Source organism: Candidatus Frankia nodulisporulans (assembly GCF_902806475.1).
Taxonomy (GTDB): Bacteria; Actinomycetota; Actinomycetes; order Frankiales; family Frankiaceae; genus Frankia; species Frankia umida.
Genome location: NZ_CADCWS010000114.1, coordinates 1 through 12,599, shown reverse-complemented (window position 1 = coordinate 12,599; position 12,599 = coordinate 1). Strand labels below are relative to the sequence as shown.

Genomic DNA, 12,599 nt, shown 5'->3' with positions numbered 1-12,599 from the left:
CTAACCCACGATCAAAGCGCTACCTGACCAGTTACGGTCAAGCTTACCTTGTGAAGGGCTCTGCTGGCGCCTGTGGAGTCATCTCGGCCCGGCGTGCTGCGAATTCCTTATCCATGTGATTTGCTGATGTCGACAGAGGCGCGTGTCCGCTGCCCTCCCTCGGTCTGTATCGCTGTCGTCGCAGATCGTTGGGATGCGTGCGGGGCGCGCCACGTCCGTGCGAGCTGGTCCCCATCGTGACGATGCGGGCCGGTCGTCCGGTCGAAGCGGTGGGCGGAAGGATGTGGAACTAATGGCGACCCGTGGGGACGCTGAAATTATCGAAGTACTGAACAGCGTGCTGACGAACGAGCTGACGACGATCAACCAGTACTTCCTGCACAGCCGGATGCAGCGTAACTGGGGCTACCGTCGGATCTCGGAGCACTATTATCACGAATCCATCGACGAGATGAAGCACGCCGACCGTCTCATCGAGCGTGTCCTTTATCTCGGCGGCCTGCCGAACCTGCAGCGGCTGCACACCCTGCGTATCGGGGAGACCGTGCCCGAGCAGCTCGAGATCGACCGCAGCGGCGAGTTCGAGAACGTCGAGGTGCTTCGGCGTGGCGTCGAGCTCGGCCGCGAGCGTGGCGACATCGGCTCGGCTGTGCTGCTCGAGGAGATCCTGGTCTCCGAGGAAGAGCACATCGACTGGCTGGACGCGCAGCTCGAGCTGATCTCCCAGCTCGGTGCCGCCAACTACCTGAGCCAGCAGATCCACGAGGACGACTGAGCCAGCGCGGCCGTCGCCACCCCACGGCGGCCCCGCGGCCGGTCGCGGAGTCGGTCCCCGTCCGGGGTGCGGCTCGTCGGGTCGCGGGTAGCGGGGAGGGGACGACCGCGGGTGGGCGGCGGGGCGTGGGTGCCGATCGGCGGCGGGGGGAACGGGGGCGCCGGGCCGTGGTGTGCGGCGCCCCCGGGGACGTCCCAGTATGCGAGAAGCGCGTTTTCCGGACTGCTCCATTTTCGTCACACACTGTTATTTCCGATGGTTGCTCGACGTTTTGTGGGCAGCTCGTCCGGGTTGAAGCCGGCTGTGGCGCTGCAGGATCGATCCTGGGGGCGATAGGGTTCACCCCGGAGGTTCGCTGTACCTGGCGCCGGGGTCCATCCATGGCCTTCCTGGCAGCGGGCCGGAGGGGAGCAGCGGATGATTACTATCCGGTCCCGTCCGGTCGGCTTGTCCGGGGCGGCGGCCGTCGGCGCCGTCGAACCCCCCAGCTGAACCGTCGGGTGCCCCTGGACAGGGGCCCCAGTCGAATCCCTCGCGAACGGAAAGGACCGTGCTCTGGTGGCTACGTACACTCTGCCGGACCTGAAGTACGACTACGGCGCACTCGAACCGTCCATCAGCGGGCAGATCGTCGAACTGCACCACGACAAGCACCACGCGACCTACGTCAAGGCTGCCAACGACACCCTTGACAAGATCGCTGAGGCTCGGGACAAGGGCGACTTCGGGGCGATCGTCGGCCTGGAGAAGACGCTGGCCTTCAACCTCTCGGGCCACATTCTGCACTCCATCTACTGGGAGAACCTCTCCCCGGACGGTGGCGACAAGCCCGACGGCGCGCTGGGCGAGGCCATTGCCACCGACTTCGGCTCGTTCGACGCCTTCAAGGCGCAGCTGACCGCGGCGACGACGACCGTTCAGGGCTCGGGCTGGGGCGTGCTCGCCTACGACCCGACCGGCGACCGGCTGCTCGTCGAGCAGGTCTACGACCACCAGAGCAACGTGGGCATCGGCAACCCGGCGCTGCTGGTGTTCGACGCCTGGGAGCACGCCTGGTACCTGCAGTACAAGAACGTCAAGGTCGACTACGCGGCCGCGCTGTGGAACATCGTCAACTGGGCGGATGTCTCCGCGCGCTACGCGAAGGCCAAGGGCCTCGGCGCCTGAGCGCAGGCGTCGTCCACGGATGTCCGTGGCATCGGCCCGTCCGGTCATCCGGGCGGGCCGTCGTCGTCCGCGGCCACGGGTCGTCGTCCGCGGCCAGGGGGTGGACTGGCGTCCCGGCAACCCTGAGGCACTGTCGGTCAGCGGACCCACTCGCGTGCCGTTACCCCTTTCGGATGGCCGACGCGCCGTCCTACGCTGGGGGCATGCTGCTGAGCGTGGTCCTGCTGTGACGACTCACCGAGTCCCGCGGCTGCCACGTCGGCGTCCCTGACCTGACGGGTCGCCGTGGCCCGGCGGCCCGTCCCCTGCGAGAGAGACGGAGGCGCCGATGACGTCGCCCCTGCATCCGACGCTGCCCGCCCCGGCGATCATCCAGGCCCCACCCGTGGGAGCCCGCGGCCCGATCGCCTGTCCCCCTGTCCCCCTGGCGCTGGCCGTCCCGCCCACGCTGCCCGTCTCCCCTGAGACACCTGTCCCACCCGTCCCGTCTGTCTCACCCGTGCCGCCCGTCCCACCTGGGCCGCGGGTGCCCCGAATGGAGGAGACCGGACCCGCCGGTGTGTGGCCCGGTCCGGCGCGGTCCCCGTCCGGGGGTGTCGCCGTGGTGCGCCGGGAGGTCCGCTCCGTGCTCGCGGCGCTGCCGGGCCGCGGCCAGAACGCCCGCGACTTCGACGCGCTCACCGAGCGGCTGGCCCTCGACGGTCACCAGCTCGTCGTCGTGACCAACGGTGCCGTGCGGATACCCGCGGTCGTCGAGACCCGGATGCCCGGTGTGCCGTTCGTGCTGCTGGGCGCCGACACCGGCGCGTTGGCGGCGCTGGCGATGGTCGGTTCACCGGCGGTCCGCCCGGACGGTCTGGTGCTGCTCGGGCTGCCCTCGCTGCACACGGCGGTGGCCGAGCAGCCCATCGTCGAATCCCTGCCGCGGGCCCTGCCGGACCTGCCGATCCTGCTGCTGCACGGCGGCGCGGACGAGGTGAGCCCGCTCCCGCTGGTCCGCATGGTCACCAGGACCGCGCCGCGCACCGAACTCGCCGTCGTCGCCGGCGGCCATGATCCCCTGGTCGGTCCGGGTCGGCGCAGCGTCGCCGCCCGCACGGTGCTGTTCCTCGAGGGCCTGCTGGCGGCCGGTCAGGGCAGCAGGTAGCCGCGGCGCACCGCGTCGTCCAGCATCGCCTGGACGTATCCCCACAGCGCCGGGGAACCCTGCTCGATCACATCCCGGTGGGCCAGGACGTCCGCGCGGCGCACGCCGTGCGGACGCCAGGTGCTCCCACCGGTGTAGAAGTTCAGCAGCAACGGCTGGACGCGGTCGAGGGAACGGGCGAACCGGGCCTCGGCGGTGTGCCGCTGCTCGAACTCCTCCCACAGCGCCCGCAGCTGTCCGGCCTGGTCGGCGGGTAGCTGCGGGAACAGCCGGTCGGCGGCGGCACGTTCGCGCTGTTCCTGTTCGGCGAGCGCCTGGACGTCGTAGACGAACGTGTCACCGGCGTAGATCTCCACGAGGTCGTGGACGAGCAGCATCCGCAGCACCCGGGCCTGGTCGACGTCCGCCGCCGCGTACTCGCCGAGCACGACGGCGAGCATCGCCAGATGCCAGGAGTGTTCGGCGTCGTTCTCCCGGCGGGACAGGTCGATCAGGTTGCTGCGCCGCAGCACCGTCTTGAGCTTGTCGATCTCCACCAGGAACGCGATCTGACGCGCCAGCCGGCCGTCGGTGATCCCCGCCGGCGGCTCGGTCGGCGTCGGTTCGACCCGTGGCGGCGGTGACCCGGCCGGCGGTGACCCGGCCGCGGGGGTGGATGCTCGGACGCGGATGTGCTCATCCCTGCGACACTACGGAGAATCCGCCGGCGGGGGCGCGGAGTAGGACAGTAACGGCCGAACGGTCGCGCGTGGTAACCGGGGTGCCTCCTGATGCGTACGCTCGGTAAGCGTGACGGGTGTGGTGTCGCCGCCGGACCACGGTCCGGACGCGCGGGTGCGATCGAGGGTGCGATCGCGCGGCGCGGCGCCCCTCGTCCCACGACGCTTTCGTCCGGGTCTGGATCCGCGTCGGTCCGCGGCGGGTCTGGCGCGGCTGGCCCGGGTGGCCGCCGGACGCTGTGACGCCGAGGTTCTCCTGGTGGGGCTGCTCGCGCTGCTGGTCCTCGTGCTGGGCCTGTTCGGCGTCACGCTGCGGGGCGTGGTCGCGCACCGGCTGGCGGCCACCGACGATCTGCTCACCCGGCAGGGCCGGGCGCTGGCCACCGCCCAGGACCTGCGTGCGGCGCTGTCCCAGGCGGACGCGGCGGCGGCGGCCGAGGTGTTCGCACCGGTGGAACTGCTCGTCGACCGGGAGGCCCCGGCCGCGCAGCAGCGACAGCGCTACGACACCGTCAAGTCGGACGTGTCGTTCGAGACGAGTGTGGCCGCCTCGGCGCGGGGCGTCCTGGACCTTCGCCGCCTCGACCCCAAACTGTGCCCGCAGGACGTCGGTGACCGGCTGGTGGCCGGGGCGGTGGATCCCGGTGCCGATCTCGGGCAGAGCACCGATGGCGGTGGCCCGCCCGGGGCGGGTCCGGGTCCGGGCGGCCAGTCCGGAGGGCTCGAACCGCCCTGGTCGGACGCCCCACCCGCCCCACCACACCCGGCCGGCCCGGGCACCGTGACCTCCGATGGTTCCGTGGCGGGGTCGGCGGGTTCCGCGGGCTCGGTGGGATCGGCGGGTTCTGGGGCGTCCGGTGGTGCTGGTTCGTCCGGCCGGGCCATCGTGGGTGAGGGCACGGCCGTGGGCGGGAGCGCCGCGGCGGGTCCGACGTCCTGCCCGTTGGATCTGCTGGCGCAGGAGATCCCGGTCTACAACGGGATGGTCGAGCGGGCGCGGGCGAACAACCGGGCCGGGCTGTCCATCGGGGAGGCCAACCTGCGGGCCGCGTCCACGATGATGCGCGCCGAGATCCTGCCCGCCACCGAGATCCTGGTCGCCCGGTACGCCGCCGCGGTGGACCGGGGCTATCAGGACGCGACCGGCTCCCGCGGCGAGTGGGCGGTGGTGCTGACCGCCGCCGTCGCCCTGGGGGTGCTGGTCGGCGTCCAGGTGCTGCTGGTCCGGCGGACCAACCGGCTGGTCAACCCGGGGCTGCTGGTCGCCACCGGCGCGGTCCTGGCGGCGGTGACCTGGACGGCGGTGGCGTTCGGTAGCCAGCAGTCCAGGCTGGACACCGCCCGTGACGTGAGTTACCGGCCGATGACGTTGCTGGCCCGGTCGAAGGCGTTGGCGTTGGAGGCCCGGGTCGACGAGAACCTGTCACTGGCGGCGTTGGGTAACGGGCTGCGTTTCGACGAGCACTTCGCCTGGGTGGCCCGGGGGCTGGGTTTCGACCCGTCCGGCGATCGGCTGCCGCCCGAACCGGTGACCCGCCGTGGGTCCCTGGTCGTCGCCCTGGACGCGCCCGCCGGCGCGGGCCTGCCGGCCGACCTCGAGGAGAACCTGCGGGCCTGGCTGCGCATCCACGAGTCGGTGGTGCGGCTGTTGGCGTCGTCGCCCGATTCGGTGGTCGCGGCCGCCCGTGGCCCCGGTGACACCGGTCCGACGGCGGGCGATCCTCGCTCGTCCGACGCGTTCGGGGCGGCGGTCACCCGCACGCTCGGCCCGGGCACCGCCGCGTTCACCCGGCTGCTGGACAGCCTCGACACGGCGGTGGACACCGCCCGCGGTCGGTTCGACACCGAGGTCCACCGGGCCAGCGCGCAACTGCGTGGACTGCGGCTGGCCGGCCCGGCGCTGGTCCTGGCCGCGATCATCGCTGCGGTCGCCGGCCTGTGGCCCCGCCTGCGGGAGTTCCTGTGAGCGCCCCGTCCGAGGCCCCGCCGATCGCCCCGTCCGGCGACACCTCGCGGCGGCGGCGGCCGGCCCGTGCCCGGGTTCCCGCCGGACGGGTGCCGCTGACGGTCCTGCTGATGCTGGTCCTGGGCCTGGCGGGCTGCGGCACGGCCCGCAGCCCGCTGCCGATCGAGGCCGGACCGCTACCCGCCTCACCCGCGCCGGCCGGTCCGGACGAACAGATGGGGCCCCCCGACCCGGGCGGCCCCGGCCCAGCCTCCGGTGCCGACACGGGCACGGGCGGCGGTGCGGGCGCGGACGGGGGTGCGACGCGGCCGGATGGCACCTGCCAGGCGGACGGACGTCCCGTGCGTTCCAGCGAACCGCCGCTGACCCCGCTGCCACCCCCAGGTCGGATGCCGGCCGGCAGCCGGCTGCGCACGATCGCACGCGATCGCGGTTACCTGCGGATCGGGATCGTGACCGACGCGCCGCCGGCAGGGCTGATGAACTGGCGCACGCTGCGACTGGAGGGCTTCGACGTGGGGATCGCCCGGGCCGTCGCCGCGGCGGTCTTCGGGCCGACCGACGTGGACAGCCACATCCAGTTCCGGGCGGTGACCACCACCGACCGGGAGGATCTGCTGCGCTCGAACATGGTCGACATGCTGGTCGCGACGATGACCATCACCTGCGAACGCAAACGGCAGGTGCGTTTCTCCAGCGTCTACTACGAGGCCACGCTGCGGTTGCTGGTGCGCCAGGACTCCGGCATCACCGGTCTGGCGGCCCTCGCCGGGCGTCCGGTGTGCACGTCGGCGGGCAGCACCGCGGGGGAGAAGCTCACCCGCCGCCCACCGGCGCAGGCCCCGAAGGTGGTGACGCTGCCCCGCATCGCCGACTGCCTGGTCGCCCTGCAGTACGGCGACGTCGACGCCATCGTCGGCGACGACGTGCTGCTGGCCGGCCTCGCCGCCCAGGATCCCTACACCACGGTGCTCGGCCCGGAGGCGTTCGGCCCCGCCTTCGCCGCCGACGGGGGACTCGACGAGCCCTACGGCATCGCGATGCCGATCACCGGGGACTCCGCCGACGACGACCTGTTCGTCTCCTTCGTCAACGGTGTCCTGCGCTCCATCATGGTGGACGGGACGTGGTCCCAGCTCTACGACGAATGGCTGCGCCCGGGCCTGCGGGTCGCCGGGCAGCCGCCCCTGGCCGGCCTTGGCGCCGCCGCGCGCTGACCGGCGGATCAGCGCAGGGTGCGGGGGCGGGCGCGGTTGGCCTGGTCCACCAGCCGGACGCGGCCGGCCCGGTCGGAGGTGAGCCGGGCCATCTCCCGGTAGGTGCGTTCCAACCCGAACCGCAGCTCCCGTTCGGTCATCGGACCTCCCAGCAGCAGCGGTGGGTCGGGCCGCCCGCCGCCAGGTCCGCGTCCACCGTCGTCGCCGCCGATCAGACCGGCGGCGAGCAGGTCCAGGGCGCCGAGGTAGAGGTCGCGGCACAGCTCGGCGCGGCGCCGTTCACCGAGGTCGAGCAGCGGGTCGGTGAGCATCGTCGCGGCCCGGGTCAGCGCCGCCTGACCGGCTCCCGGCGTGTCGTCCGCGGCGGCCTGGGCCACCAGCACCTCGATCATCCGCACCCGGGACGCCGTGTAGGCGAACGACGACCGCGGCACCCGCAGGTAGGCGTCGAGGCGTCCCTGAGGGTCGGTGCGGCAGCGCGCCAGGCCGAACGCCGCGCTGGTCACGCCCGGGTCGATGGCGGACACGATGTCGAACAGGTCGGCGGCGCGCAGCCGGGCCGCGTCCGCCTGGGAGGCGCCGGCCGTCCGAGGGTCACCGGTCGCCCGGGGGGTGAGCGCGTCTCGTCCGATGGGTTCGGGTCCGTCGAGGGCGGCGGCCCGTTCGGCGACCTGGTCCTGGGCCATCGCGAGGGCGAGGCGGGGGGCGAGCTCGCCCGGTACCTGCGAGAAGACCAGGTCGAACGCGGCCACGGCCCGGTCGGGCTGGCCGCCGACGAGGGCGGCGACACCGCGGTACCAGTCGACCCGCCACTCCAGCGGGGCGACCCGGGCGGCCTCGTCCAGCACGCGGGCGGTCTGCGCCAACGCCCCGGCGCGGATCGTGGCGCGGGCCAGGCACAACCGGACCTCGGTGGTCACCGGGACGATCGCCGCGAGCCGGGCGGCGTGCGCCGCGGGCTCCTCGTCGGGACCGGCGGCCAGCGCCGGCGCGTGCGGGTCGTCCGGGTCGACACGCAGATCCGGCAGCACCTCGAAGGCGGCCGGTGCGAGCCCCGGTCCCGCCTCGCCGGTGGGATGGCCGGCGGCGTCGAACCACCTGCTGGCCAGCGGCGGGACGGGTCCCTCGGTGCGGGCGACGATCTCGTAGAGGACACCGACCAGCTCGTCCGCCAGTTCGGTGACACTCTGGAACCGCCGGTCGGGATCGGTCGCGGTGGCCCGGCGCAGCAACCGGTCCAGCGACTCGAACTGGCGCAGCGGCTGGTGGGCCCGGCGGGGCGGCATCGTGTGCCGGTAGGCGTCGACGAAACCGGCGAACCGGCCAAGGACGAGGCGGGCCAGGGTGCGCGCGACCGCGAAGACATCGGTGGTGATCGTGGGAGCGCACCGGACGATGCCCGCGGGACGTTCCCCGTCGTCGTCGAGCTCCGGTGCGCGGTAACCCGGAGTGGACAGGTACCCGGAGACCCGGTCGTCGAGCCGGCGGGCACCACCCAGATCGATCAGCTTCACCCCGGACGCGGTGATCATCACGTTGTCCGGCTTGAAGTCGCAGTAGACGAGCCCCATCCGGTGCAGATGCCCGAGGGCCGGCAGCACCCGCAGCAGATAGCGCAGCACGTCCGCCACCACCGGCCGCCCCGCCGCACCCGTACCCGGGTACGCCCCTGGCTGCCCGCCCAGGCCCGCCCGGGCCTGCTCCGCCCGGGCCTGCTCCGCGTGGGCGGCATCGGCCATGGCGGCGAGCGAGATGCCAGGCACGTACTCCATGACGATGTAGTCCTCGCCGGCGTGCGCGACGTAGTCGAGAATTTTCACGATGCTCGGATGGGAGACGGTGGTGAGAATGCGTCGTTCGCCCTCGGCGACGCGCCGCGCCTCCGGGTTCGCCGCGTCCAGCAGTCCTTTGAGGACCACCCAGGCCTGCACGCCGTCGCCGCCGAGATTGTCGTCGGTGGCGGCATACACCCAGCCGAGTCCGCCATGAGCGATGACGCCATGCACGGTGTAACGGCCGACCCGTTCGCCGGGGCGAAGTTTCACGGTGAACGAATAGCGATGGCCGCATTCTCCGCAGGCACCTTCGAGGGCGGCCGCCCCCGATCCTTCCGGTTGGGCGACCGGACGTGCGCAGCCGGCGCACTCGCGTAGCGAGGGAGGCACTCTGGGTGCTTCCAGGAGGGTGGGTCCGGCGCCGGTGCGCCCGGTGACCCGGCGCGGCAGCCGCAGTGGGTCGCGGGGGGCGCCCCGGGCCGGCCAGCCCCGCGGGGTGCTTCTGGACCGGGGCGCGGGAACCGCCGGTGCCTGCGCCCCCCCCGCGGCTTCCCCCACACCCGGACGGCCAGGGCTTGCGGTACCGAGTGGGCTGGCGGCACCGTCGGGATGGGCCTGATCGTGCTGGCTGATGGCAGGGCCTGGCGAGGGGGCGTCGGGGTCGCCGGGGCGGTTGAGGAGCGGACGCAGATCGCTGTCGCTGTCGCCGTCGCCGTCGTCACCGGGGCGCGGGGAGCCGGTGAATCGCGCCCGGGCGGGTTCGGTCGGTTCGAACGGGTCGCCCGGCTGCGTGGCACCCTGCTCGACCACCTGCGACCTCCGTCCCACCATCCCGCCGCGCCGACGCGCCGGCCCACATACGCCGCCACCCGCGCCACCTGACGCCGATCATCACGCCGGGTAGGCGGACGGTTTCTCGGTGACAGCATGGCACGGGTGGCGTGGTGTGGCGAGGCGTCGCTGGTGCTGGTGGCGCTGGTCGTGGGGGCGGCGGGTGGCCACCGGCCCGGATGCGGTGGGCTGGCCCGCCGCCGCGAGACCGCGCCCGTCGGTCAGTGGCGGACCAGGCGACGACCGGCGACGGCCCGGTAGATCAGCAGAGCCGCGATCGCGCCGAGCACGGAGCCGATGAAGCCCGACGGCTGGAAGGCGCCCTCGCTGAGGTCATGACCGAACAGGATGTAGCCAAGAAAACCGCCGATGAAGGAACCGACGATTCCAAGGCCGATCGTGGCCGGAATTCCCATCGGGTCACGACCGGGGACGAGAAGGCGGGCGACAGCGCCGGCGAGAAGACCGAGAACAATGAAGCTGATGATGAACCAGAGCACGGGAACCTCCATAGGTACAGGCGGGGCCGGCGGCGGCCAGGAGCGCCGCTTTCCAGTTCGCCGGGCTGATCGAGGAGGGATATCCCCGGTGCCGACCCCGTCAAACGGCCCGTTTCGGTAAAGGTTCCCCATCCCGGAGAGGTCAGGAAAGTCGGCCCTTTTGGTCAGCCCCGCCCGGTGGTTCGTCCGGTGGCGTCGGCGAAGGCGGCGCCGAGCCGGTCGAGGCCCTCGGCGACGCGCCGCGGGGAGTGCGTGGTGAACGACAGCCGCAGCGTGCGCGGGTCGGCGGCACCGGGATAGAAGGCCGCGCCCGGCACATAGGCGACCCGCTGGGCCAGGGCCGCCGGCAGCAGCGCGGTGGCGTCCAGACCGGCGGGCAGGCGCACCCAGACGAACATCCCGCCCGCGGGCCGGTTCCAGTGGCTGCCGGTGGGCAGTGCCGCGGGCAGCCCGGCCAGCAACGCGTCGAGCCGCTCGCGGTAGGCGGCGCACATGAGCGCGATCCGCGCGTCCGGGTCCGCGGTGGTGAGGTAACGCGCGGCCGCCGCCTGGTCGACGGTGGACGTGTGCAGGTCCGTGGCCTGCTTGGCGATCACACAGGCCCGTCGTAGCGCCGCCGGTGCCCGCAGCCAGCCCAGCCGCATACCCGGGGCCATGGTCTTGGACAGACTGCCGAGCAGCACCGTGCGATCGCCTGCCGCGGCCAGGCCCGCGATCCACGGCTGCGGCTGACCGGAAAGGCGCAGCTCACCGTACGGATCGTCCTCGATGATCCACATTCCGCGCCGGGCCGCGATCTCGGCGACGGCGTGCCGGCGCGCGGCGGACATCGTGCGTCCCGTGGGGTTCTGGAAGTTGGGCACCAGGTAGAGCAGCCGCGGCCGGTGCTGACCGACGATCTTCTCGAGGTCGTCGGGCCGCACACCGTCGTCGTCGGTGGGGACCGCGACGACCCGGGCGCCCGCCAGATCGAAGGCCTGCAACGCGGCCAGATAGGTCGGTTCCTCGACCACCACCGTGTCACCGGGATCGAGCAGCGCGGCGGTGAGCAGCGCCAGCGCCTGCTGTGAACCGGAGGTGATCACCAGATCGTCGGCCTCGGTCCCGAGGCCCCGCCGGGTCAGCCGGTCGGCGAGCACGGCACGCAGCGCCGGGTCACCCTCGCTCGTCGAGTACTGCAGCACCTCCCGGGGCCGTTCGATGAGCACCTCGGCGTAGGACCGGCGCAGCCCCTCGGCGTCGAACAGCTCGGGGGCGGGCAGCCCGCCGGCGAACGAGATCAGCTCCGGGTCGGCGGTGAGCGCGAGCAGGTCACGCACGGGGGAGGTGCGCAGCCGACTGGCCCGCGCGGCGAGCGCGACGGGCGCGGCGACCGTGGGGCTGGTGGCTGTGGGGCTGGTGGCGGTGGCGCTCACGGCGGCGGGGCTGACGATGCTCATGTGACTGACGGTGGCTCCCACTCTGCGACTGGGCGGCGAGGATGTCGCCGCGATGACACGTCGCCTCGACGATCCCGCGATCCAGACGTCCCGAGGTATGGGACCATGTTCTCATATCCTGGGGACGATCACGGTTGGCCTGATCGCGGCTGGTCTGACCATGGCTGGCCGGCTGGCGGGGCGCGATCCGGGGTGGCGGATGCCCGTCCGGCCGTGCCGTCCGGCTGGCCCGTCCGATGATGGTGGCCTGGTGAGAGCAACGGCGCACCCGGGTGGCGGCGGACGCCCCGCGGGGCGTGGGAACATCACGGGCAGGGCTGTCGCGCGGGCAGCCCGCCAGAGTCCGGGACGCGGCCACCGCGTGCCTCCCGGCAGGGCTGGCAGCCGACGTACGGTGGCAGACGGAGGGGTGGTGAGCCCGTGGTCGCCCCGGTGGCACCGCCGCGCGGTGAGGGCCGGCGTACCGGCCGACGTCCGGCGACGAACGCGGCCGAACTCGAACGCCTCGCGCTGCACCTGTTCACCGAGCGCGGTTTCGACGAGACGACGGTGGACGACATCGCCCGCGAGGCCGGTATCGGCCGGCGCACGTTCTTCCGCTACTTCGCGTCCAAGAACGATCTCGCCTGGGGCAACTTCGACGCGCACCTGGTCGTGATGCGCACGGCCCTGGCCGAGGCGGCACCGGACGCGCCCGCGCTGGACGTCCTGCGTCACGCGATCCTGGAGTTCAACACCTACCCGCCAGCCGAGGGTGTCTGGCTGCGTCGGCGGATGGCCCTGATCCTGCGTACCCCCACCTTGCAGGCCCACTCGACGCTGCGCTTCGCCAGCTGGCGCGACGTGGTCGCCGAGTTCGTCGCCGGACGGACGGGCCAGCCCGAGAGCGCCCTCATCCCGCAGTCGGTGGCCGCCGCGCATCTGGGTGTCGCCGTGACCGCCTACGAGCAGTGGCTGCGTACCGACGACGCCGACCTGGTCATCATCCTCGACGAGGCCCTGCGCCTCCTGGCCACCGGCTTCGCCCTGCTCTGACCCGCGCCCCTCCTCCCTGCCGACCCGC

The 12,599-nt window shown here is 72.9% G+C and carries 10 protein-coding genes; 6 read left to right on the top strand and 4 right to left on the bottom strand.

All coding sequences use genetic code 11. The features are described from left to right. Window positions 1–292 precede the first annotated feature (292 nt). The 3 genes from bfr (at window position 293) to G6R24_RS12110 (ending at window position 3,089) form a co-directional block, all read left to right on the top strand. Complete coding sequence (gene bfr / locus G6R24_RS12120; RefSeq protein WP_163549353.1) at window positions 293–775, top strand: bacterioferritin; 483 nt, start codon at window positions 293–295, stop codon at window positions 773–775. Between the two features lie 558 nt (window positions 776–1,333). After that, window positions 1,334–1,942, top strand: a complete 609-nt coding sequence (locus G6R24_RS12115; protein ID WP_163549352.1) for a superoxide dismutase — start codon at window positions 1,334–1,336, stop codon at window positions 1,940–1,942. Window positions 1,943–2,270: 328 nt separating this feature from the next. After that, window positions 2,271–3,089 (top strand): alpha/beta hydrolase, encoded by an 819-nt coding sequence (locus G6R24_RS12110; RefSeq protein ID WP_225438444.1) that lies wholly within the window; start codon window positions 2,271–2,273, stop codon window positions 3,087–3,089. On the opposite strand, the gene G6R24_RS12105 is transcribed toward G6R24_RS12110, so the two are convergent. Next, window positions 3,074–3,625 carry an HD domain-containing protein gene (locus G6R24_RS12105; protein WP_225438443.1) on the bottom strand — a complete coding sequence of 184 codons (552 nt, stop codon included), beginning with the start codon at window positions 3,623–3,625 and terminating at the stop codon, window positions 3,074–3,076. The genes G6R24_RS12110 and G6R24_RS12105 overlap by 16 nt on opposite strands. Window positions 3,626–4,067: 442 nt before the next feature. On the opposite strand from G6R24_RS12105, the gene G6R24_RS12100 reads away from it, so the two are divergent. Both G6R24_RS12100 and G6R24_RS12095 read left to right on the top strand, forming a co-directional pair. Then, window positions 4,068–5,774, top strand: a complete 1,707-nt coding sequence (locus G6R24_RS12100; RefSeq protein WP_225438442.1) for a hypothetical protein — start codon at window positions 4,068–4,070, stop codon at window positions 5,772–5,774. After that, window positions 5,771–6,991 (top strand): glutamate ABC transporter substrate-binding protein, encoded by a 1,221-nt coding sequence (locus G6R24_RS12095; RefSeq protein WP_225438441.1) that lies wholly within the window; start codon window positions 5,771–5,773, stop codon window positions 6,989–6,991. The genes G6R24_RS12100 and G6R24_RS12095 overlap by 4 nt, the downstream gene beginning before the upstream one ends. An 8-nt stretch (window positions 6,992–6,999) precedes the next feature. Here G6R24_RS12095 and G6R24_RS12090 read toward each other — a convergent pair whose 3' ends face one another. From G6R24_RS12090 to G6R24_RS12080, 3 genes are all read right to left on the bottom strand, one after another. Then, a complete protein-coding gene (locus tag G6R24_RS12090; RefSeq protein ID WP_225438440.1) occupies window positions 7,000–9,576 on the bottom strand; it encodes a serine/threonine-protein kinase in 2,577 nt (858 codons plus the stop codon). A 242-nt stretch (window positions 9,577–9,818) separates the two neighbouring features. Further along, complete coding sequence (locus G6R24_RS12085) at window positions 9,819–10,097, bottom strand: GlsB/YeaQ/YmgE family stress response membrane protein (protein ID WP_175084689.1); 279 nt, start codon at window positions 10,095–10,097, stop codon at window positions 9,819–9,821. A gap of 164 nt (window positions 10,098–10,261) precedes the next feature. After that, window positions 10,262–11,536, bottom strand: a complete 1,275-nt coding sequence (locus tag G6R24_RS12080) for an aminotransferase-like domain-containing protein (protein ID WP_163549349.1) — start codon at window positions 11,534–11,536, stop codon at window positions 10,262–10,264. A gap of 420 nt (window positions 11,537–11,956) precedes the next feature. Here G6R24_RS12080 and mftR point away from each other — a divergent pair, with 420 nt between their 5' ends. Beyond that, window positions 11,957–12,571 carry a mycofactocin system transcriptional regulator gene (mftR, locus tag G6R24_RS12075; RefSeq protein WP_217451615.1) on the top strand — a complete coding sequence of 205 codons (615 nt, stop codon included), beginning with the start codon at window positions 11,957–11,959 and terminating at the stop codon, window positions 12,569–12,571. The last annotated feature ends 28 nt before the right edge of the window (window positions 12,572–12,599 follow it).